Origin of the sequence: Devosia psychrophila (assembly GCF_000971275.1) — a bacterium.
Classification (GTDB): domain Bacteria; phylum Pseudomonadota; class Alphaproteobacteria; order Rhizobiales; family Devosiaceae; genus Devosia; species Devosia psychrophila.
Genome location: NZ_LAPV01000123.1, coordinates 25,738 through 48,144, shown reverse-complemented (window position 1 = coordinate 48,144; position 22,407 = coordinate 25,738). Strand labels below are relative to the sequence as shown.

At 60.1% G+C, this 22,407-nt stretch carries 19 protein-coding genes and 2 tRNA genes; 5 read left to right on the top strand and 16 right to left on the bottom strand.

Translation table 11 applies throughout. The features are described from left to right. On the top strand, window positions 1-956 hold a 956-nt coding region (locus tag WH91_RS11250), incomplete at its 5' end, for an AAA family ATPase (protein WP_046171104.1). 42 nt (window positions 957-998) lie between these two features. After that, window positions 999-2,429 carry a hypothetical protein gene (locus tag WH91_RS11245; protein ID WP_046171103.1) on the top strand — a complete coding sequence of 477 codons (1,431 nt, stop codon included), beginning with the start codon at window positions 999-1,001 and terminating at the stop codon, window positions 2,427-2,429. A 650-nt stretch (window positions 2,430-3,079) separates the two neighbouring features. On the opposite strand, the gene WH91_RS11240 is transcribed toward WH91_RS11245, so the two are convergent. The 9 genes from WH91_RS11240 to WH91_RS11200 all read right to left on the bottom strand — a co-directional run bounded on the left by WH91_RS11240 (window position 3,080) and on the right by WH91_RS11200 (window position 13,887). After that, window positions 3,080-3,661, bottom strand: coding sequence for an outer membrane protein (locus tag WH91_RS11240; protein ID WP_046171102.1), 582 nt, complete (start codon window positions 3,659-3,661; stop codon window positions 3,080-3,082). 662 nt (window positions 3,662-4,323) lie between these two features. Next, window positions 4,324-5,535: an O-antigen ligase family protein gene (locus WH91_RS11235; RefSeq protein ID WP_046171101.1), complete on the bottom strand. Its 1,212-nt coding sequence runs from the start codon at window positions 5,533-5,535 to the stop codon at window positions 4,324-4,326. Window positions 5,536-5,614: 79 nt separating this feature from the next. Continuing rightward, entirely contained in the window at window positions 5,615-5,878 is a 264-nt protein-coding gene (locus tag WH91_RS23415) for an L-serine ammonia-lyase, iron-sulfur-dependent, subunit alpha (protein ID WP_244542413.1), read from the bottom strand. Window positions 5,879-5,999: 121 nt separating this feature from the next. Next, complete coding sequence (locus WH91_RS11230) at window positions 6,000-7,679, bottom strand: relaxase/mobilization nuclease domain-containing protein (protein ID WP_143078193.1); 1,680 nt, start codon at window positions 7,677-7,679, stop codon at window positions 6,000-6,002. After that, window positions 7,676-8,065 (bottom strand): hypothetical protein, encoded by a 390-nt coding sequence (locus WH91_RS11225; RefSeq protein ID WP_046171099.1) that lies wholly within the window; start codon window positions 8,063-8,065, stop codon window positions 7,676-7,678. Before WH91_RS11225 ends, WH91_RS11230 begins: the two co-directional genes overlap by 4 nt. An 813-nt stretch (window positions 8,066-8,878) precedes the next feature. Continuing rightward, the gene (locus WH91_RS11215; protein ID WP_046171097.1) at window positions 8,879-10,963 is read right to left on the bottom strand and encodes a tyrosine-type recombinase/integrase; all 2,085 of its coding nucleotides are present in this window, start codon (window positions 10,961-10,963) and stop codon (window positions 8,879-8,881) included. A 483-nt stretch (window positions 10,964-11,446) separates the two neighbouring features. After that, window positions 11,447-12,661 (bottom strand): tyrosine-type recombinase/integrase, encoded by a 1,215-nt coding sequence (locus WH91_RS11210; RefSeq protein WP_074797633.1) that lies wholly within the window; start codon window positions 12,659-12,661, stop codon window positions 11,447-11,449. A gap of 114 nt (window positions 12,662-12,775) precedes the next feature. Then, a complete protein-coding gene (locus tag WH91_RS11205) occupies window positions 12,776-13,699 on the bottom strand; it encodes a hypothetical protein (RefSeq protein ID WP_143078194.1) in 924 nt (307 codons plus the stop codon). Window positions 13,700-13,812: 113 nt separating this feature from the next. Next, a tRNA-Gln gene (locus tag WH91_RS11200) sits at window positions 13,813-13,887 on the bottom strand. Between the two features lie 175 nt (window positions 13,888-14,062). On the opposite strand from WH91_RS11200, the gene WH91_RS11195 reads away from it, so the two are divergent. Next, a tRNA-Pro gene (locus tag WH91_RS11195) sits at window positions 14,063-14,139 on the top strand. Window positions 14,140-14,186: 47 nt separating this feature from the next. Here the strand turns inward: WH91_RS11195 and WH91_RS11190 are convergent. After that, entirely contained in the window at window positions 14,187-14,732 is a 546-nt protein-coding gene (locus WH91_RS11190; protein ID WP_210165774.1) for a peptidylprolyl isomerase, read from the bottom strand. A 150-nt stretch (window positions 14,733-14,882) separates the two neighbouring features. Beyond that, a complete protein-coding gene (locus tag WH91_RS11185) occupies window positions 14,883-15,833 on the bottom strand; it encodes a nucleoside hydrolase (RefSeq protein ID WP_046171094.1) in 951 nt (316 codons plus the stop codon). A gap of 267 nt (window positions 15,834-16,100) precedes the next feature. Between WH91_RS11185 and WH91_RS11180 the strand changes: the two genes are divergently transcribed. Beyond that, window positions 16,101-16,505, top strand: coding sequence for a MarR family winged helix-turn-helix transcriptional regulator (locus WH91_RS11180; protein ID WP_074797635.1), 405 nt, complete (start codon window positions 16,101-16,103; stop codon window positions 16,503-16,505). A 51-nt stretch (window positions 16,506-16,556) separates the two neighbouring features. Here WH91_RS11180 and WH91_RS11175 read toward each other — a convergent pair whose 3' ends face one another. Then, window positions 16,557-17,168, bottom strand: coding sequence for a biotin transporter BioY (locus WH91_RS11175; protein WP_046171092.1), 612 nt, complete (start codon window positions 17,166-17,168; stop codon window positions 16,557-16,559). A gap of 93 nt (window positions 17,169-17,261) precedes the next feature. Between WH91_RS11175 and WH91_RS11170 the strand changes: the two genes are divergently transcribed. Continuing rightward, window positions 17,262-18,173: an MBL fold metallo-hydrolase gene (locus tag WH91_RS11170; RefSeq protein WP_052952771.1), complete on the top strand. Its 912-nt coding sequence runs from the start codon at window positions 17,262-17,264 to the stop codon at window positions 18,171-18,173. A gap of 130 nt (window positions 18,174-18,303) precedes the next feature. Here the strand turns inward: WH91_RS11170 and WH91_RS11165 are convergent, their stop codons facing one another. The 4 genes from WH91_RS11165 to pdxH form a co-directional block, all read right to left on the bottom strand. Continuing rightward, window positions 18,304-19,119, bottom strand: coding sequence for a DUF1499 domain-containing protein (locus tag WH91_RS11165; RefSeq protein WP_046171091.1), 816 nt, complete (start codon window positions 19,117-19,119; stop codon window positions 18,304-18,306). A gap of 92 nt (window positions 19,120-19,211) precedes the next feature. Then, complete coding sequence (locus WH91_RS11160; protein ID WP_046171090.1) at window positions 19,212-20,336, bottom strand: M48 family metallopeptidase; 1,125 nt, start codon at window positions 20,334-20,336, stop codon at window positions 19,212-19,214. Further along, window positions 20,336-21,544, bottom strand: a complete 1,209-nt coding sequence (locus WH91_RS22620; RefSeq protein WP_052952769.1) for a DUF898 family protein — start codon at window positions 21,542-21,544, stop codon at window positions 20,336-20,338. The genes WH91_RS11160 and WH91_RS22620 overlap by 1 nt, the downstream gene beginning before the upstream one ends. 213 nt (window positions 21,545-21,757) lie before the next feature. Beyond that, window positions 21,758-22,381, bottom strand: a complete 624-nt coding sequence (pdxH, locus tag WH91_RS11150; RefSeq protein WP_046171111.1) for a pyridoxamine 5'-phosphate oxidase — start codon at window positions 22,379-22,381, stop codon at window positions 21,758-21,760. Between the last annotated feature and the right edge of the window lie 26 nt (window positions 22,382-22,407).

Sequence of the window (22,407 nt, the reverse complement as noted above, 5' to 3'; positions counted from 1 at the left end):
TCCCGGAGACTTTCGATCGCCTTGCAGCCGGCAGGCCGCGGCTTCTGGAGACCGGCAGCGACGCCACTGCCTTTGTCCGCGTGATGGAACCGGTCGATCACGGGGCACATGAAAGTCGTCGCGGCGCCGACAATCGTCACGATCGCTATACTGTTAACCGGTTGATCAATGGTCTGAGTGACGTCAAATCGCTCAAAGGCCCAGCCACGTCCGACACCGTGGATCGGATGGCGGCCGCGCTGTTCGCGGATGCACCAAATTTCGCGGCGGCGATCCAGGCCATCCGCACCAGCGCGATGACGAGCATCAGTCGGGGTGCGCGCTGGCTGCAGTTCAAACCAATCATCATCGAGTCGGATCCCGGGGCTGGCAAGACTCGGATTGTGCATAAGCTCGCGGAGCACAGTGGCTTGCCGTTGCTCTATCTCGACTGTGCTTCGATGACCAATCTCACTCCGATTTTGGGACAGGATTCCTCCTGGTCGCACTCCCGGGCTAGCGAGATCATGGAAGCCATTGCCCGCGGTGACATCGCCAATCTGATCGTCGTTTTCGATGAGCTGGATAAGCTCAAGGACCATGGCCGCAATTCCAGTCCGCAGGCTAGCGAAGCCTTAGTCGGACTGTTCGAAAAGAGCAGCGCGGCTGCTCATCTAGACCATTTTACCCAGCTCACCATCGACATGAGCTTCATCAACTGGGTGATCCTGGTCAACGATGTCGAGCGGCTATCCAAGCCGTTTGTGGATCGCTGCCAGGTGATCCGGCTCCCGCCACCGAGTGTGGCTGAGATCACCCAGATTGCGACCCGCGAGATCGAGCGGCGTGGGCTTGAGCCTGAACTCGTCGCCGCCATCGCCAAAGCGGTGCGCAAGGGCCGCGTCACCAGCCTCCGCACGCTGCACAAATTGCTCGATGCGGCCGCTGCCGCCTCAGCCCGTCACCTGCTGAACTGACCATTTCTTCCAAAAATCAAATATTCCAAAGGAACACGCAAAATGACCGACCTCACCAACAAGCCTGCCGCCGTCCTCGCTTTCGTCTCCACCGGCGCGCGCACCGTCACGACCGTGCTCGACACCACCCTGCCCGCTGGCCAGCAGCAGCGCACCGCCCAGAGCGTGCTCGACCCCCTCTCTGTGGCCAGCCTCGCCGAACTGCGCGGTGGAACGCACGCCGGGCACGCAGCTGGAACCGACCGCTTTCGCTGTGCACAGTGCGGCGGGCCCGTCTTTCTTGCCCAGCGCCCGGCTGATGCGGAGACCACGCGCGACGGCCGGGCGGCCTTCTTCAAGCACTTCTCCAGTACGGACGCGCTTGATTGCCCGCGGCGTACCGCGCCCAATTTGCGCGATGTCGGCGCTCGCCCGTATGACGGGCTGCAGGAGGGGCTGCACCACGAAACCCTCAAACTGGCTTTGGCCGATTGCTTGAGCCACGATCCTCGTTTCACCGAGGTGAAGGTAGAACGGTACCTGGTGGGTGATGACAATACCCATTGCGTCCCAGATGTTCAGGCACTCTGTGGAGGCAAAGCAGTCGCCTTTGATCTGCAGCTGGCCACCCTGCCCATCCCCGAAATCCAGCGGCGGGACAGGTTCTACGGGGCCAATGGTGTCCATCATGTCGTGCTGACCGACGCTGTGGATTTGTCGCGCCTGACCCAGCAGGCGTTTTGCGACCTGCACCTCAACATGGCCGGGCGGATTTTCGCAATCGACGAAACCTCGATCGCCGTATCCATCCGCGACAAACGCTTTCAGCTCAAAGAACTGACCATCGTGCCCCAGGTCGTCCCTGACCGCCCCGTCTATAACATCTGGAAGACGGCGCTTGTGGGCACGGAAGTTTTGCTCATGGCGCCCGATCTGCGCCGCAGCGATGGCTTGGCCGGCTATCGCGCGGCTATCTTGGCTGGCGCCCATGCGGTCTTCGGTGCCGAGCGGTCGGCCATTCGGCGCAATGCTGCGGCAGGCACTAGTCTGACTACCGTCGGTTTGCACTGGCGCCAGATTTCGCAGACCATTCATGGGTCCAGCCTCGACAGCGCCCTCGCCGACGGCGTCAGCACGGCTCTGGCGCTCCTGGCGCTGGTGGAGATTTACATCACCCTCACACCTGACCAGCGTGTTGCCGTCCAAAAGCAATTGCAGAGCCGGCTCGACGCTCTGCTTTCCCATCGTCACGGCCTGCATTGGGCGCCGCTGGTGGCGGAGGTCATCAAGGTCTGGCCAATGATGGAAACCGCCATGTCCGCAGCAAATACGGCGCGGCTTCACAGGCTGCAGACGCACACTGGCATCGTGCGGCCGCTCCTGCGCTGGCACGCCTCCATGTTGGCCGTGCTCTTCCCTTGGCTCGGCTGCCGCCTCTTGGTGAAGGCTCCAAAATATGCACCGAGCCTGCGCCTCTCCGCCGGCCGCGCTTAGTCGCAAGAGTGGCATTGGCCGGACCCTGCGAGGTCCGGCCGATGCCGTCAGCCAGTTACTCCGCTCGGCTAAGTGCCTCGGGGTAACTGTCCGCCCAAGAGGACGCCCACCGGCGTCCATCAAGGACTGTAAGAATGGGAGAAAAGAAGAAAGAAAGACAGGCAGACGTCTGATGACGACCTTTCGACCTTAGACATTCAAGCAAGAGGTTGACGCCACAGAAGGCCACCTACCCTCACCACACCCCAGATCCATCGGATCTGGGGCAGCGCCGCAGGCGCCCATGGCCCTTCTGCGGAGTCAAGGCCACCGCCAGGCTCCCTTTTCCAATGTGCGCGCAGCGCAAGCGAACGCATCATCTCCTCTCACGACACAGCATTAGCGGGTCGTGAACAGTGATAGCGGCATTTGAAATGGGAAGCGGTGGCCGGACTTCTTGCAATCTTATACAAATAGGAATTTCAACTCAAAGCGTCAGAAAACCGACCAAGAAAATTGCTGCAGCTTCGATCAAAAGCCCCTGGGGAGAGCGGTGAGCCATTAATTTCCGGTAGAACTGCTTTGGCTCACCGCTCAATCGAAGTGTCAACCAACAGGCGCAAAAAAACGGCTGCCCGAAGGCAGCCGTTGATCGGTTCGTAAAGCGGTTATTAGAAGTGGTAAGCAACGCCAACGGTTGCCTTGGCGGCTTCGAAGAACGAGTCCGAAGCGCCGTCAAAGTCGCCCTGGCCAACAACTTCACCGCGAACCGAAACAGAGTCGGTCACTGCGAGTTCAACACCGCCACCGAGCTGATAGACGCCCTGGTTGAAGCCAGTGCGGCTGTTGGTGCCGAGGCCGCCGATTGCGTAGACCAGAACCGAGTCGGTCACGACAGCGCCGGCGCGCACGTTGACGAAGTACTCGCCAGTGCTCGGAGCAGCGTTGTTCCAGATGTAGTCAGCGGTAACTTCAGCACCGAGCAGGAAAGGCTCGACTGGCAGGAAGTTCACGCCAACCGAAGCGCCCAGGACGCCAGCAGTGGAGTTAGCTGGCGAACCTGCATAGAGGCTAACATCGGTGCCGATGAACTGGCCGCCGGCGCGAACGCCTGCATAGAGACCTTCCCAGCTAAAGCCAGCCGATTCATAAATCGGCTCTGGAGTGGTTGGGATGATGAGGTCAGCGGCCTGAGCGGCAACCGAACCGAGAATGGCGATCGAGGCGCCTGCGAGAAGAGCACGTACTGACATTGAAGTCTCCTGAAGTTGGTGACTCAAAATAGGCGCGCTGTCCGTCGGCTGCAACTACGAAAATGCCGCATGTGTAACTGTCGGTAGAAGTGTTGCGCAAATGCTGCGCACACCAGTCAGAAAAAGGCCCGGAGCGGGAGTGCAAGTCCATCAGGGCCTTCTTCTGCGGTCGTTTCGCGTCTGCAAACTAACAATAGATTAACATGCAATCGGCCGCAAGTGTCGCTTTTCGAAGTTGCTGCACGGGATTGGCTGATTCTGAAATGCAGGAAGGGCACATGCCAGGGTGAGTGGCACCTCTCGGAATGATTAACCGGACTCATGGCGCCATTTGAAAGTTTTTCGGGGTATCTCAGTTGAGCGTAGGGTCGGTGCGGGGAGCGTCATTGATGTCTTACGGGGCGATGAATGCTCCCAAGACGAATTAGGCTAAAACGAAAGTCTTCGACAGCATCCCGACATGCGACTTTACCACAGCGGAGCGCGTCGTGCTGGAAGCCTGGGACCCGTGTGTGAAGTGCCACCCAGATCGCTGCAAGCTTTAGCGTGCACAAGGCCTATCCCCGAGACGAAAAAGCTTCGCCGACATGTTGCGAAAAACCAGCAACAGCCTTTACGGAGCCGACCGCCAGGGCCGCAACCTTACCGTGGTAACAACAACGTCAGATAACCATAGCTGAACTCTCGGCCACAGCGAGTCGTCGGGCGCGGACCAGGAAATAGCCGAGGGACACCGCGTAGAGCATGGTCTGTGGCAGGATTCCAAAGGTCGCATTGCTGATGCCAAGGGCTAACTGGCCGGTGCTTAACAGCAATGCTCCCAGAACCGCCGGATGGTCCTGCCGCGCCCTAGAATCGAGCAGCAACATCAGTGGCGCGGCCAGCAACAGCAGCCACGCCAAAAGGCCTATTCCGCCGGCGATCGCAGCAAAATTCGCCCAGTCCGCATGCAGGTTTTCGAGCGTGAAAACCCCGCCTTGCTGGGGGAACAGTGTTTGCGCCGTGACCATGATCTGCCCCAGGCCAATGCCGACGATAGGCGAATTCTTCAAGATCTCGACGGCCGACGCATAGAGCGCAGCGCGGATGTCGTCGCTGCCACCTGTGAATTGGAAAATGTTCAGCCCGCTGTGGAAAATGCTGACGGCACGCTGGTTGCCGCTGCCAACCAGGTAGGCGACGGCGCCTATCGCCACGGCGATAGTGATCAGGGCGGCAATGCGGAACAGCGTTTCGCGCCAGAGGAAGATAGACAGCACGATGATGCCGGTCACCGACATGACCATGGCGCCCAGCATTGGCCCGCGCGAATCCGCGATTACGGCGCAACCGAGGCCAAGCACGGGGCCGAGCAGGAACAGATATCGCCAAGCGGACTTGCCCGAAACTACCCCCACCATGGCAAGGCAGCCGGCCATCGCCGCCAGCGATGCGTAGTGGATTGGATTGTTCCCCATGCCCGGCCGATAGACACCAAGAACGAAGCGCTCATGCGCGCCACCGACCAATGCGATGAACACTGCCAAGAGGCAAATCATGGCAAACACCGTCGGGCTGGGCACCCACTTCGCCGGGCGCGCCAACAGACCAAGCGCAATGGCCGAGAGCATGGGCAGGATCAAAATGGGCGCCAGAATGTCCGGCTCGCCGCGGTAGACGAAAGGCACAGCCAGGGCGACAAGCGCTATCGCGGTCATCATCGCCAGCGCAGTCGGGTGCCGGAACATTGCTCGCTCACGCCAGCCATAAATCAGCAAGGCAAGGATCGCGGCGACAAGCGCGATATAGCTGCCGACATAGGCTGGGTATCCCGGCGGCAGGATGGTTGCAGCAACGGCGAGGACGAGGAGGGCACTGGCAAAATTGAGGCGCAAGGACGGGCTCCAAAACTATGGCTGCAGACCTAGCGCATGCTGAATTGGGGAACAAGTGGAGCCGACCAGCCACCGGCTGTCAGAACGACACAACATTCGCCCCGAGGACTGCCAAGCTCGTTTCCTTGTAGTTATCGCTCATGTCCAGGCCGCTCTGGCGCATAGGTGCAAAACAATGCATCGAGCGGCACCGGGTGGGTGCCGTAGCCCTTGAGGTACGGGAGGCGGCGGTTATGGCTTCGACGGCGCCGAACACGTTGCGCTCGATGCAGGGATTTGGACGAGGACCGCCGCCGGATCGCAAACCATCCCAAGATGGTGTTCCTGCGCGATTCGGCGGCATTTCCACCTGTTCGGGGGTGCTGCCCATGATCGGGCAAACATCCCGCAGCCGCCATAGCGGAAGCCGAGCCGACTTCGCCTTGAGCGTCAATCGAACAACAAAACTGATGCTCTCCCGCGGGCTAGGGGCTTGGATCATCATCGACACTGGGTGCCAGTTCGGCCGTCGAAGTTAATTCCAGACTATCGTCATCCTGCGCGGGCGAGATGACGACAGGCTGCGTAGGCGGGATGACGACACCACATCCAGCAGCACGTGTTTGCGGAGAGGTTGCCGCGATACCGGGACGCAGCAGGCCCCCTGCCCTCTTTATGAGACCATGTTTGCGCGCAATTTTTTTCAACATTTCCCGCGCGGAGGCCAGCAGGGCAGCGCCCAGTTCGGCCACCACCTTCGTCGCCTTATGTAGAACGACCAGCGAACGTCTTTTTCTCGATCCACTTTTCATAGAGCTAAAAAAACCAGGAAGATGCATGGTCTCGCTCACTTTACCACCCACCTTTTCCGCAACAATCCTGGCCGCCATTTTACGCACTTCGAGTGAAGGTTCCGGGTCACTCGCAGGTGCCAGCCGAATGCTTGCTTCAAAGACATTTGGCGAAATTTCGACGATGCCGAATGGCTGAAGCCCTTGCGCATGCAGAGCGTTGACCTGTTCATGGTCCAGCTCCGTCACGACCACGATGCGGTTATCCAAGGTCTCCGCCCGAATTGCCGAGCTAAAGCGCGCGCCGTCCAAAATATGCTGAAGCATGCTTGGCCGCATTAAGTCGCCGACATCGACGAAGCCGGGACCCGACGTGATGCGTGGCTCATGAAAAACCATGAATTGGTCCGTTCCTGCGGCCTCGATGAAGGTTGAGACGGCGACAGATGCAAAGACTTGTGCGGCTCGCAGGCTGGGTAAGACTATGTTTTCGACGCTTTCGACATCTTGCGCGGCTCCAACAGCCGTCGACGTCGCGCTGATGCTTGGCAGGCTGCGCTCACGCGCGGCAAAAAGCGTTGGCAAATCGCGATCCATGTCAAAATTCAAACCGCGACTTTGCAGACTTTTCCAGGTGTATTCACGACCGAGCGCGCGAGCCGTGATTACGACGCCGGCGATGCTGTACGCCAGGCCCGAGACCAAGTTGGTGCTCGCAATATTTGGACGCACGGCGAAGCCCGCCTTCTCCAGACCAAGAACGAAGGCCGTCGCCGAGATGGGCTTGGACAAAAGTGCGTTGATGGAAGCCGCCAAGAGTTCGGATGGAAGCGGAACACCGGTGCGATCGGCAACGGCCAGCTGCTCCTGCCGTGGCGCCTTCTGCCCGATCCAGTCCTGGCTGGGCTCCAAAAGGTGAGACGATTTGATTTGCTCTAGACCGAACCGCTTTTCGATTTCGCGCACAATCCTCTCCGATAAAGTCCAATCGTGGGAGTCAGACACCACTGATCCGTCTATGCGGATGCGCGAGCCGGCGATGTGGATATGACCATCGCCGTGGACGACAGCGACCCAGGCATCAATCCCCATTTTGGTGGCCCAGTAGCGCGCTATCGAAAGCCATTCGGCATCGGTGGGTTCGGTGGCAGTAGGCGGCAATCGAAGTGTCTCATGCACTACCGCGACGCCAAGATTTGGCCGCAGTGCCCGCAGGGCCGCAAACTCCTGGGCAATAGTACGTGCTGTTCTTCCGGCGAATGTTCCGCCGATAATTTCGACCAAAGGCCGCGTGTCCCCCTTCTGGTCCGTCGATGCCAGGAGGTAGTCCAGCAACCCGCGCATTGATCGCCCCCTTTTCAATTTGCCAATCATATTTGGTCATCCGTCGTATAGTGGATTCCCAAGAGGGCAAATCGAGTCGACTGCAACAGATCTTCGAGCTCGCCCAACCGCTCCACGAGGCTGTCATCACCAATTTCCCCGGAGTGTGTCCGAGACAACCCGATGAGGGCTTCGGCTAGGGTGTTTAGCTGCAACCAAGCTTGAAGGTTGATCGATGGGACGGGTCGAGGGCTGCTGGCATTCAAAATGGCGTTGCGGCAATAACCGGATAGATCCAGGCCCGCTTCGTCGGCACGCAGGCCCGCCTCCTCTCGTTCGCGTATGGAAAGCCCAATACCATAGGGTTTACGGACATCCTCCGGTGCCAGCTTGGGGCGGCCGCCCCTAGGGTTGGACTTCGCAAGAATAGACGTCATGGTGCCCTCCAGAGGGACTTGGCAGCACCATTCTAAAAGTTTCTGATGCGACCAAAGGAAGCGTCGGAAACATGGCTTGCTACCAGCCTCAAGTCATCCAAACTCAAGTGGATGAAAATCGGAAACGCAAAGTCTATCCCGAACGAAATGAGGAGGCCCTATTGGCGCAGTCAGACAGAGCAGAACTAGCACGGTTACGGGAGGCAGACCGGCTGCGACGGCGCAAGGCGGCAGACCGGCTGCGACGGCGCAAGGCGGCAGACAAGCGGGCCGCGGCACGCGCCAGGAATCGAGAGGACGGAGAGGCCATCCCGCCTCCACAGCCTCAGGATTTCGACCTCCTTCGGTCGGTAGTGCGCTACGCCCAAGAACGCATGCATGAAGCAACCTGGCTCCAGGATGATATGCGCGCAGCCGAGATGTCGCCCATGACGCTTGACGTGGTCGAGGTACCACGGATCCGAGAAATGGTTCGGCGCTACGCAGAAGCACTCTCGAACGCTTGGCGCTTTTCGTCGGAGCATCCGATCCGGTTTGAGGATGTTCTGGCATGTGTGGAGTGCGGAGCACCTCGCCTGGAGGTGAAGATGGACATCTCGGAGCGGCCATACGGCCTTCGCGATTGACATCGACCACTTACATATGGCGCGATGTCAGCTGGAATGTATGCAGTTCAGGAGGCAGCGCGACAGCGGCGCTGCACCATCGGCCGTTTCCGCGATGATCTGGCAACTGCTGTTGCCTGCCGGGGAAATGCAGCAGGCAAACAGCTCCGCGCAACATCAACCCGGGTGATACGTGCGGCCTGACACATTAGACGGGCATTTTTTCTTTCTTGGAGCGCGACCACGGCGCCACATCTCCCTTCAAAACCCAAGGCAGCAATTGAATTGCCTTGCTTTGGATGTGACCTGTTCGCACTGGCAGCTTGTGGAGGTCTTCAATCTGCAGTGCAATGGACGCCGGATTGCAATAGCGCTCCGTTGTTTCGCTATCGCCGCCATGACCCAACATATCCGCCCGATACTCCTGAGCCACTCTTTGCTGTTTCAGCTCATCGTTGAAAATATGCCTGAACTGATGGGGCGAAATTCCAAGTAGCCGGCCCAGCGGTTCAAGCTCTTTAAATAGCTTGTCACCGAGCGGACTTGAACTGCCCGGGCTGTACAAATCCGGGAACAGTCGCGAGTGGCCGGCCCTTGCAATCGCGGCCACGTAGTCGAGGAACCCCAGCCGGATCAGCTCTGAATGCAGGGCCAAGTTCCGTTCAGATTGAGGGGTTTTTAACCGGCGGAACTCGTTTTTCACGATATTCAGGTACGGGTGCAAACCATTGTCAACGATCACATCAGTGACGGCCAGACCACAATATTCTTCACGCCTCATACCCTGGTAATAGGCGAGAATTGGCCCAAAGAACGCGGCGCGATGAAATACATGATCCCCCGAAATATGCGGTTTTTTCCAATTATAGCAGCCCATGAAGATGGGGCTTTGGAAAAATGCGTTCACCTGGGCCTCAGATGGTACCGCGCGTTCATTTCGCGCCCGGCCCACCTTTTTGCCGCGCAGCTTGCTCAGGCTCAGCCCGGGGTCCAGATGCTCCCCAATTGTAGCGGCTTCATTCAACAACGCGCTGAGCTGTGTCAGGTGTCGGTTGCGCGTTGGCACCGCAAGACCGCGCTGGCCCGCGGGCTTATGCTTGGAAATCTCGCGCAGTTGGGCGATTGATCGCATGTTGTCGGCTGGTGATTTGCCATAGTGCGTATGTAGCACCCGCATAAACTGGTCATAGGCGTAGAGGTGAGGCTGTCGCAGCAGTGCAAAAGTTGTGACACCGTGTTCCTCAGCTAAGAACCGTGAAAACAGTGTATAGAGGGCTCGCGCCTGTCGCACGGTCTTTTCGTCCCACGACCAGTCCTGGCCTTTCTTGGCGATCAAATTTTCACCGATCGCTAGAAACGTCTGACCTAAAAGCGTCTGCCCTGCCGTAGCAAACGACGCCGGCGGTGACATCTCGCGCGCCGGCCCGGGCGAAACAATCTTCATACCGCTTTCAATCGTCGGCGCGGCGTATTCCGCCGGCTCGGTCCAGAAAGCACTCTCGGGCAACGATGGCTTCGTTCCAAAAGCTGCGTTCAGCTTGTCACGACGATCCTGGCGGGCAATCATGATCTGCTCAGGCAATTCCTGGTACGCAACAATCAACTGTTCAATCTGAAGGCTCGCGTCCATATCAAGGTTGCGCGTGCTGCGATCAGCCAAGTGATGCGCCCACGCACTTGGCGGGTGAATGAAGCCATCAAACAGCGCCAGATCGCTGTCTTGCCCGCCCGAAGCGCAACAGAGGCTATCACGCGTCTCCCCGAGATGGGTGAGGGCCGCAAAAATGGCGTTCCGCAGAGGGTCGGCGCTGCTTTGGGGCGCTGGTACGCTGATCGGGTCAACGCACTGGCCAATCAGCGTCTCGATGCGGGGTTCATCGACACCGTACCCCTTGGCTGTGCGAAAATGGCTGGCGGCTTCCGCCAGCAGGCAGCAGGCGCTGGCTTGTTCAGCATCGGCCTCAGTGGGCTCGCGATCAAACTGGATCGCGGCCTGCACACCTCCTGAGAGGTAGACGTCGACTTCAAATTTCTGATCAGCAACATAGCCTATTGCCGCCTGAATTTCACCGGCCAGAGCGTCACTTTCCCATTCTGGGTTGATTGCATCAGCCTCACGCTTGAGCAAGGTCGCCCCAGGGCCGCGCTTGGCGATCAGCAGCTTGGCATGTCCCAGGGCAATATGACGCCAATAGTTCGTCTGCCAGTTCTCTCCCGCCTCGACGGCGTAATACCTCGACGAATGCCTTTCGAGGCAGCTGCTGAAATAGGCCTGAAGTTCTGTTTTGTTCATCGACCGCGTCCCCCAGGCCGCAAATAACGCGTCTCTTTGCCTCGTCAGGTGAGACGATAGTACACGCGCACCTCTTTGATCCTTAACGCTCAGCGCAATCTGGATGAGCAGTCGTTATGGTGCGGGGGGCCAACGCCCCAGCCAGATAGAACCCCGGCAAGAAAACGTGAGGTTTTTGGCAGCTTGGAGCCTGTTGCGGCGCGCCTGTAATACACCCTTGTAATACAGTCATGTGCATCCAGCCCAACACTCGCTCAGCTGTCAGCGGCCTTGGGTTCAATGTCGTTTTCGTTGATGTGGGAGATCACCCGCCCGTCGTGCTTCCTGTTGAATCGCTACGCGCTGACGCACAGTCCTATTCATGCCGATCTGCACGCTTGCCATTTGCCTGCTGCGGAAAATGCAGCAGGCAAATGGGTTGCATGAAGTTCAAAGGGCGGCCTGTAGCAGCGTGCTGCATCAAACGGGTCAGCTGTGGATGACCTATTTTCGGCTGGAGAGCGACCATGGTGGGGCCTCGCCCCGCAAGACCCAAGGCAGCAGCTGGATTGGCTTGTGGGGGATATGAGCGGTTCTTACCGGCAGCTTGTTCAGGTCTTCAATCTGCAGGGCTATGGACGCAGGTTTGCAGTAGCGCTCCGTGGTTTCGCTATCACCGCCGTGACCCAGCATATCGGCTCGAAACTCTTGAGGGACGCGCTGCTGTTTCAGCTCATCATTGAAAATGTGCCGAAATTGATGGGGGGAGATACCCTGAGCCCTGATGAGCGGTCCAAGCTCCCCGTAAAACCGCCCCCCCAGCAGACTGGAACTGCCCGGACTATATAGATCCGGAAATAGCCGCGTGTGTCCGGCCTGCCTGATGGCCTCCACATAGTCGAGCAATCCCAGTCGGATCAGCTCCGGATGCAGCGCCAGACTGCGTTGCGACTGCGCGTTTTTCAACCGGCGGTAATCGTTGGCCCCGATATAAATGTAGGGGTGCAAACCGTTGTCGGAAATAACGTCATCGACTGACAGACCACAATATTCTTCTCGGCGCATGCCCTGATAATAGGCGAGGATCGGACCAAAATAGGCGGCCCGGTGAAACACCTGATCGCCTGGAATATGCAATTTTTTCCAGGACAAACAGCCCATGAAAACTGGGCTTCGGAAAAACGCTTCAACGGCGTTCGCTGATGGTACAGCGCGTTGGTCGCGGGCGCGCACTACCTTTTTCGAGCGCAGCTTGGTTACGTTCAATCCAGGGTCGAGGTGCTCTCCAATGGTCGCCGCTTCATTGAGCAGCGCACTGAGTTGTGTCAGGTGCCGGTTGCGCGTCGGCACGGCAAGCCCACGCTGCGCCAGGGGTTTCTGCCCTGAGATCTCGCGCAAATGCGCGATGGAGCGGGTGCTGTCCGCTGCGGACCTGCCATAGTCGGTATGCAGTACCCGCATAAACTGATCATAGGCGTAAAGGTGAGTTTGGCGCAGTTGGGCAAAGGTCGTGACGCCGTGTTCCTCAGCCATGACCTTGGAGAACAGTCGATAGAGGGATCGTGCCCGTCGCGCTGTCTTGACGTCCCACGACGTGTCCTGACTTTTCTTGGTAATCAGGAATTCGCCGATTGTCAGAAAGGTCTGGCTCGGATGAGCTGGCAAGGTGGACGACGAAAAGGCTGGCGCGAGCGCTAGCTCGGGCGAGTGAAAGGCCATCAATTGGTCAGGTAAAGGCGTGATTTCGGGCTTGCTCGTTCCGGCGGTAACAGCTTGCTTTGAGGTTGGCCGACCTTTCACAAAAAGAGCATGAAGATCGTGGCGGCGTTCCTGCTAGGCATCCTCGATCTGCTCAGGCAAACGCTGCAATGCAGCGATCAACTGCTCGATCAGAGAACTCGTATCATTATTAACCTTGCCCCCGAGTAGATCAGCCAGATGACGCGCCCAGGCACTTGGCGGGTGGGCTGGACCATCGTTTTGCGCAACGTCATTGTCTTGCCCGTCCAGTGACGGCCGAGCTATTTCGCTCGACTTTTGAAGATGGGACAGGGCGGCGAGAATGGCGTTCTGCAGTGGGTCGGTGTCGTTTTGCGGCGCTGGTATGCCAGCCGCGTCGACACACTGGCCAATCAGGGTGTCAATGCGGGCGTCGTCAGGACCCGATCCCTGGACGCTGCGAAAATGGCTGGCGGCTTCCGCAAGCAAGCGGCATGCGCTGGCCTGCGCCGCATCGGCGTCGGTGGGCTCGCGATCAAACTGGATCGCCGCCTCGACACCGCCCGAGAGATAAGAATCGACGTCTAACTGCTGCTCGAGCACTTCGCTCATTGCCGCCTGGATCTCGCCGGCCAGCGCGGCACTTTCCCATTCGCGGTTAAGGGCTTGCGCCTCAAGTTCCAGCAATGTTGTCCCGAAGCCGCGCTTGGCGATGATCAGCTTGGCATGCCAGAGGGCAATATGACGCCAGTAGGCTTTTTGGGGGTCCTCTCCGGCCACGACGGCGACATGTCCAGCTCCGTGGGTTTCGAGGCACCGACCAAGATAATTCTGAAGTTCTGTTTTGTTCATCGACCGCGTCCCCCAGGCCGCAAAGAGCGCGTCACTTTGCGCCGTCAGGTGGGAGGATAGTACACGGGCACCCCTATGATCCTTAACGCCCAGCGCAATCTGAATCAGGAAGCGATGGGGTGCTGGGGTCCAGTGGCGCCAGTAATAAACGGGTCCACGGCGGTAGCAATTTGGGATGGTCGGCATGGTTCAGGCTCCGGGTGGGGCGCGCCTGTAATACACCTATGTAATACAGCTCTGTGCACACGCCGGTGCAGATCGAACTATAATACTGTAAAATCAATGACTTAGCTTGAAGTTGGCTGGGGTGCCAGGATTCGAACCTGGGAATGGCGGTATCAAAAACCGCTGCCTTACCACTTGGCGACACCCCACCGTGGCGCGGTTCCTACACGGTTTAACAGTGCTTCGCAACACGCCGAAAACACGTTCGGAAACCCCGTGCCAGACGCTTGAACGCGAGGGCAAGCGCGGCTATAACCCGGCTTATCGCGACTGGCGGCCAAGGCAGAAATGCACCGCCGTCGTCATCCCGTGTCGCTTTCCTGACGGAGTATAGCGCAGCCTGGTAGCGCACCTGCTTCGGGAGCAGGGGGTCGAGTGTTCGAATCACTCTACTCCGACCAATCAAGCCCGGCCTCTCAGGAGGTCGGGCTTTTTCGTGCCTATACGCCTAAACGCGGCGTAGTTCGAGCAGGGGGATGGGGTGGGTCAGGGCGTCGGCGGCCTCGGCTTTGGCGTGTAGCGCGTGCAGCACATCGAGGCCCTCGACAATCTGGCCGAATGCCGCGAAGCCGTGCCCGTCCGGATGTCGCTTGCCGCCCTCGTCTAGCTCGGGCTGATCGCCGACGCAGATGAAAAAGCCCGATGATGCCGTGCCGGTTGCCATCCTGGCCATGGACAGCGTGCCGTCGACGTGGTGCAGCCCGGTCTTTGAGGTCGGCTCGTGCGCGATATAGGGCAGCGGCGTCGGGTAGGCGTCATCCTGCATGAGATAGCCGAACTGGATGACTTCGATTTTGGCTGGGACTGTATCGGGCTGATTGTGCCTGGCTACGATGCGATGAATGGTGGTGCCATTGAACAGACCGCCATCGACATAGGCCAGGAAATTGGCCGCCGAGACAGGTGCGTTTTCAACATTGACGACAACCGTAATGTCGCCATGCGGCGTGCGGATCAGGACTTTGGGCAGGGAGGAGTGAGGAGACAAAATCAACGCAATATGTTCGGGAAACGATGCGGCCACACTATAGGGCGTTGCGGCCCTTATCCACCGCCTCGTGTCTCGTGGTCCAAACTAAAGAACGTGCCTGGCTCAAGTGTGAGCAGGCAAGCCCGGCCTCGTTTAAAGCCGAGCTTGATCGGATCAGTTGGCCAGCGTCTGGCGATAGTGCTGCAGGACTTCGTCGGCCTGAACTGCAATGCAGATAAGTTGGGCCGGTCGGCCGGCCCAGGAAGGATGGCCGCCCTTGCGCGATGACGGCATCTGGATGGTCTGGCCGACGGTGATGCCCTCGGTCACCACGACGATCGGGCCTTCGCGCGTCTCGAACCAGTCGGGGCGCAGCAGGTAGGTTACTGCCAGAAGGTCGTGGCCGACCACTCCGGCCAAGCCCATGATGTCGAGGTAGAAACGGGCATAATGATCCGACATCTGAGCCAGCAACTCGCCATTGGCGCCGGCTTCTGCGGCCAGCGTCGCGAAGTAGTCCGAGGTCAGGATGATGTCATGGGTGACGTCGAGGCCGACGACGACGACCTTCCAGTTGGCGGCGAAGATTTCGTCGGCGGCAACCGGGTCGCCATGGATATTGGCTTCGGCAGCCGGGGTGATATTGCCGCTGCGGCCGGCGTAGCCGAAGGCGCCGCCCATGATGATGACCTGCTTGGCGAAGCCGGCAATCGCCGGGTCCTGCCGCAAGGCCAGCGCCAGGTTGGTCATGCGGCCGACGGCGATGATGGTCACTTCGCCGGGGTTGGCGCGCAGGGTGTCGATGATGAACTGGCTAGCAGTGCCGGGCTGCAGGTCGTCTTCGCTGACGGCGGGGATGTCGATGTCGCCGAGACCATTGACGCCATGCACGATGACCGGCTCGGGCTTGCTGACGCCGTCCAGCGTTTCACCGGCGCCGCGGATCACCGGCGCGCTGATGCCGAACTGCTGGCGTAGGAACAGCGCGTTGCGCGTAGTGGTGGCGATATCGGCGTTGCCGACCACGGTGGTGATGCCGAGCAGGTCGATCTCGGGCAGCTTGCTCAGGTAGAGCAGCGCCATTGCGTCGTCGATGCCGGGATCGGTGTCGAAAATTAGCTTCATTGTCGTCTTTCTGTCCGGCAGCCCATGCTGCCTCTTGCTGGTTTGTCTGGTGAGACCGTTTTCTAGGCAGTCTTGCGCCAACTGGCCAGCCCCTGCCTGGGTGGAATTGAGTTTACCCGGTTCGCCCATGGCGCTATTTTAATCACTGGGCAGACAAGAAATTAGCGATATCGCCAGAGTTAATTTGCAGCCTTGCCGCGAAAGGATCAGAGCAGCGGGCGACGGTGAGGCAGGAGCCGGCCGTCATCACTTACGATAGAGTTTGCCTTGACCACCGCCGCCTCGATCGCCGAACTGCTGGAACTGACCGCCCGCAAACTGCATTCGCGCGGCCATGCCTGCGGCATGTTTCCCGCGCAATGGGCCGCCCTGCGCTACTTTTCCCGGGCACCTGAAGCACTGCGTACTGCGAGCGAACTGGCACGGTTCCAGGGTCTGGCCAATGGCCCGGTGAGCAGGACGGTGCGGACGCTGGTGCAAAAGGGCCTGCTCGCCAAGGCCGCAGAACAGCCTAAGGGACGCGCAGAACTGCTGGCGCTCACCGAGACAGGCAGGACGCTCCTCGAGGGAGACCCGACGCTGGAGCTTAAAGCCGCGCTCACCGACTTGCCGGAGACGGATCGCCGAAGCCTTGCCCGCACGCTCGAACTGCTAGCGGCCCGTCTGGGCTGAAACGCAAAAGACCGGCGCGAGGCCGGCCTTTCGTCAGTTCAGTATTAACGCCTAGCGCTTGGCAGTGAAGCTCCACAGACCGGTTACGGTCAGCGCAGCCAGTGCCATCTTGAGAATGTCCCAGATGATGAAGGGCTGGATAGCACCGGCAAAGGCCGAGGCTACGACATTGTTCTGGTCGATCCAGCCAGCCTGGCCGGAAAACAGCAGCAACCAGGCAAAGCCCAGCACCAGCAGCAACGCTTCAGCACCGACCATGGTGGCGAACAGGGTCAGCGGCTTGGCCGAAGCACCACGATCGGCGGCAAAGCCGACGATGGCAGCCAGCACCAGGAAGCCGAGCAGAAAACCGCCGGTCGGGCCGGCGAGATAGGCAAGACCACCACCAGCGGCGAAAACCGGAAGACCAAGAGCGCCTTCGAGCAGATAAAGCGCGACAGTGGCAACGCCGATGCGCATGCCGAAGGCCGCGGAGAGCGCGACGATGGCAAAGCTCTGCAGGGTCACCGGAACTGGCCAGACCGGTACGCTGATCTTGGCGCAGATGGTGATGAGCAGCGTGCCAAGCACGACGGTCGCCAGATTGGTTGCCAGTTTGGCGGTATCGCCCTTGGGCTGAATCGCGCCGAGCAACGTGTTGGGCGTGGTCAAAGTGACTGCCATTTTATACCTTCCATGCTTGTGTGAACCGGCTTCCCCTTCCGGGCCGCTCTCGTTCAGTCAGTGACTTCATATTCTCTCGGCAAAGTGAGCGCAATGGTAGTGCCCGGTCCAGTTCTTTCCTTCGACAGGGCATTTGATCAGCAAACCGGCCTGCCGGTCATGGTGGCAGAGGGCATCAGCCGCATTACCGCGCCTAACGCCAGCGCCTATACGTTCACCGGCACAAACAGCTTTTTGCTTGGCCATGAAAGGCTTGCGCTGGTCGATCCAGGACCGGATGACGCCGCCCACATTGCCGCCCTCAAGCGCGCGATTGCGGGACGGCCCGTCGACGCCATCATTGTTTCCCATACCCATCGCGACCACAGCGCAGCGGCAGCGCAGCTCAGACGCGAACTCGATGCACCGCTGTGGTTCGGCGGGCCGCATCGCCTGTCGCGCCCGCTGCGTCGATTCGAGCGCAACCCGATCCGCAAATCCTGCGACTGGTATCTGGTACCGGACCGTACGCTGCTCGACGGTGAGAGCGTTGCCGCCGGCGATTTGTCCATCACGGTTCACACTACGCCCGGCCATTGCGCCAATCATCTGGCTTTTTCCACAGGCGACATCTTGCTCAGCGGCGATCACGTCATGGGGTGGAATTCGACGCTCGTTTCGGTGCCGGACGGGTCGATGGCGGATTATTTCGCCTCGCTCGACAAGGTCATCGCCCTGCCGCAGCGCCGATATGTGCCCGCCCATGGCGGCCCTGTCGCCGATGGCCCTGACTACGCAAGAGCCCTGCGGGCACACCGGCAGTTGCGTAACCGACAAGTGCTGGAAGCGGCAGAGGCTGGCGCCAGGACCATCTCGGCCATCGTGGCGAGAATTTATCCCAAACAGTCGCTACCGGTGCGTTTCGCCGCTGCCATGACCATCAATGCGCATGTGGAGTACTTGGAAGCACTGGGCAAGCTGAAGGTGAGACGCAGCCTGCTCGGCATGCGTATCTTCGCAATGTGATGTTCCAGTAGCCCTCATGGTGAGCCCGTCGAACACGAGAGCATGCCGTCTATGGTGCCACGACCTCGTCCTTCGACCAGCTCAAGATGAGGTCTACGGAGTATCCGACGAGCACTTGCGTAGAAAGACTCTATGGCGCGGCGGGTTCAGTATCCACCTGCGACGCGGCCTCGGCCTCGACCGGTTGGTTGGCACCGGGATTGTCGCGCAGCAGCGTAGTCACGGCGTCATCCAGCGTGGCCAGAAAGCCCTCGATTCGCGTGCCGTTGGAGCCGAAATCGTGCAGCGCGTTGAGCGAGGCCGAACGCATATCGACGGTTGAGTTGGTCATCGTTCCGGTAACGCGGATCACCACTTCCTCGCGCCAGCCCGGCAGTGTCACCACCTGCGCGTTGAGCTGGCCCACCTCGCCTGGCTCGCGCAGCAGGCGGACGTCCCAGCCATTCTGAGTCACCAGCGCTTGCACCACGCCGAAGGTGGGGACCAAGCCGAGCGGATAGGTGCGGGTTTCCACATTGGGGAATTCTGCCGCTCGTTGCGCCGCAGACAGCATTTTGGGTGCCGGCATGGCCGCAGTGCCGGGCTCGAACACCAGTGGCATCAGGCCCCGGTCGGTCGTGGCAATGTCGGTCACGGCCGGATATTGCAGCATCAGGCCGCCGTACCAGAGATAGGGCGCCAGGCTCAGCATGCCGAACAACAACCCGGCTAGCGCCCTGCCCCAGCCCCGATCGCCGCTCTGCCATAGCCGGGCCAGAGCCATGACGCCAACCACCACCGCCAGCGCCGCAACCAGGCCTGCGGCCACGGCCGCAACCAGGAACACGTCGGAGGTGATTAGCCGAAAGCGATGCAACAGCACCGCAATAATGACCAGCGGCACGGCGACGCTACCCAGCCGTCGCGCCCAGATGGCGGTTCTCGATGTGCGGATCAGTATGCGCAAGGCCGCCCCGTCATTAGGCCATGAAGATTAGCCGCAAGGTATTGCACGACTTTGAAGATTTCGCCGCCTCGCCATTTAATTGCGCGCGGCCTTTAATTGTGCGGGATTTTGCACATGTCCCGGATCGCACTCCATTCGGCCGTCGTGAACGGGGGCCGCAGTCCGGTCGGGCGCTGCCGGCTCAACGCTTCTAGCGCCGCCTTGCGGTCCTCGGTCAGAGGATGGGTGCTGAGTAGCGCCAGCGCGCGGGCAAATTCGTCGTCCACGCCGACGCGGTTGATGAGGTCCGCGAGGCCTGCCGGATTGAAATCCATGCGCTGTGCCACCTGTGCTGCGAAGGCATCGGCCTGCCGCTCGGCGTCGCGCGAGAAACGCGCGTCGATCATAGTGGCGCCAAGGCCCGCGGCAACGGAAATGCCGGTCATGTCGCCGAGGATGAACCCGATCAATGCACCTGTACCGGCGGTCGAGATTAGTTGCTCCATGCCATGCCGATAGGCGACGTGGCCAATTTCATGGGCCAGCACGCCGGCAAATTCATCAGGAGTCCGGGCCCGGTCCAGCAGCGATGAAAAGAAAAACACCTGCCCACCGGGCAGCGCGAAGGCGTTTGGAATATCGGATTTGACCACGCGAATGTCGAGTTCGAATGGCGAGCCGGACCCGGCCAGAACCTCATTGCCGAAACGGGCGATGGCTTGGTTGGCGAGGCTATCTGGATTGTCGTCGCAGAGTTCGAAGCCGGCTTCGCCATCGAGGCTGGCCTCCATTTGCAGTGCCACCGTCTCGCCCAGCCGTTGTTCCCAGGCGGGCGGCACCACGGTCACGATGCGGCTGGCTAACAGAGGTACGCCATAAAGATAGGCCGCAATGACCGCGACCAGAGCGACGGTCGCCGTCACCGCCAGCCGGATTTCGCGGCCGGTCTGCTGGTGCCGGCGCTCGGTGAGCTGCGGTATCGTAGCCAGCACGCGAGCGACGGCCTCGTGCCCCTGCACCACCACGCGAGCGCCGTCCGGCTGCCCAATGGCGCCCAAACGCAACTCATCCTTGCGACCAGGCAAGGCAAAGAGGATTTCGGCCGGCCAGCGCGCGATCTCGCCATGGTCCAAACCCCGGATCACCAGCGTGCCCACAGCCCCCACGGTCTCAAAGTCGAGGTCCACTGCTTGAACCTCGGCGGTCAGCCCATCGTGAAAGCGCGCCGGGATGCTCATCAATAGCTGCCCACGTTGAGTGCATCTGCAAGGCCTTCGCCGGCCAACGCCCGGTCCTCGCCGCGCGCCCTGACGCTGCGCAGGCTATCCACGTCGGTAATGCTGGCATTGCTGGCCACCAGCTTCCAGAACGCCAGACCGAGAAACAGTTCGGCCATCATGGTGAAGGCGGCTAGCACCAGCAGATAGCCGAAAATGATCGCCAGCAGCACGAGAAAACTCGACTGCAGATGCTGCATGAACACCGCCATGTCGAAGGCCCCATCCGCAAAGGCATCGCCGGCCAGCGCACCCAGCACCAGCAGGCCGCCTATAGCCAGCACGACAAGAAGACCGGCCAGCGCCAGCCCGAACAACAGATATTGCCCGATGAGGCTGCGCCCCCGCAGCGTGACGCTTAAAGCTGCCCCGCCGAGGCGGACCGACGACAACATCCGCGACAGCTCGCGCGCCCGATACAACAGATGCACTGCGCCGATCAGCAGCGCAGACACCACCATCGGGATGTAGCCGACTAGATTGGGTTCGCCAGCGTCCGGCAGCGCCCCCATGCTCCAGCCAATTGTCAGTCCGGTGACACCGATCACGGCGCAGGCCAGCCAAGCCAGATAATAGGGCTTCGCCAGCAGCTTCCATCCACCGTTGAAGCCGAATTGCCGATCGCCATACCAACTGTTGCGATAGCGATAGCTCCACAGATTGGCCGACATAAACGGATAGGCCAGCCCAGCCGTGGCGATTACCAGCAGGGACCAGAAGAAGCGGCGAAACGCATAATTCCACGCGCTCCCCGCCTGATCGAAGCGGATGCCGCGCCACAGCGTCCGCGACAGGCGAAAATCCCGCGCCCGATAGGTGGCATAGCCCATCAGGAACCAGACCAGCACGGCGACGCCGCCATAACCGCTAAACGCCGCCTCCTGCGACAGCGTCGAAAAATAGAAGAACAGTCCATACAGCGGCAAGAACACCGCCACCGCCATCAGGAAGCCCAGCAGCAGCTGCATCGCATTGCCGGTATATTCCAGCGCATCGCCGTCGATTTCGGTATGAGCCCAATAGAAGCGCCGCTTCCACGTCGTCAGCCAGAACCGATACAGTCCGATGGTCGGCAGCAGCAGACCATAGCCGCGCAACAGCAACCCACCCATCTCCCGGCGCGTGCCGGTGAATTTAACCGCCACCGGCCGCTCCTCCACCAACGCCATGCCGAAATCTCCGAGTGTGATGAGGGTTTTAAGCGAGGGATGGGGGTGGCTGATAGAGAGGCAGGAAAAATACCCCCGCCTAACCTCCCCCCAAAAAGGGGGAGGAATTTAGCCTGTGGTCGTCACCAATTGTGCCAAATACTGGATAAAGTTCCTCCCCTCATCAGGGGGAGGCTAGGTGGGGGTACCCCAACAAAGACCCTTCGTCCGTTCTTACGGATACAACCGATCACTCACCCAGCCGTCGCCATTCCACACAAACTTCACCCGGTCATGCAGCCGAAACTCGCCGTCTTTCCAGAATTCCATGCTGGTCGGAACGATCCGAAAGCCCGACCAATGCGGCGGCCGCGTTACCGGACCATCACCAACCTGCTCGGTCAGTGCCGCCACCCGCTCGATCAGCGTCGCGCGGCTATCCAGCACCTGGGACTGGTCCGACACCGACGACGCAATCCGGCTGCCCTTGTTGCGGCTGGCGAAATAGGCATCCGCCTCCTCGGGCGTCACCACCTCGACATTACCGCGCACCCTCACCTGCCGCCGCAGCGACTTCCAGTGCATCAGCATTGCCGCCTTGGGGTGGGCATGAAGCTGCCCGCCCTTGGCGCTCTCGAAATTGGTGAAAAAGCAGAACCCGCGCGCATCACGTGCGTTGAGCAGCACCATGCGGACATCGGGCAACCCTTCGTCATCGACTGTGGCCAGTGCGAAAGCGTGCGGATCGTTCGGCTCGGCCTCCTGGGCCAGCGCGTACCATTCCTCAAACACCGCAAAGGGGTCGAGGGCGGTGCGATCGCCGTCGTCAAACAGGCGTTCGGTGAGTGTCTGAAGCATGATGATATTCATCCGTTCGTCGCGGG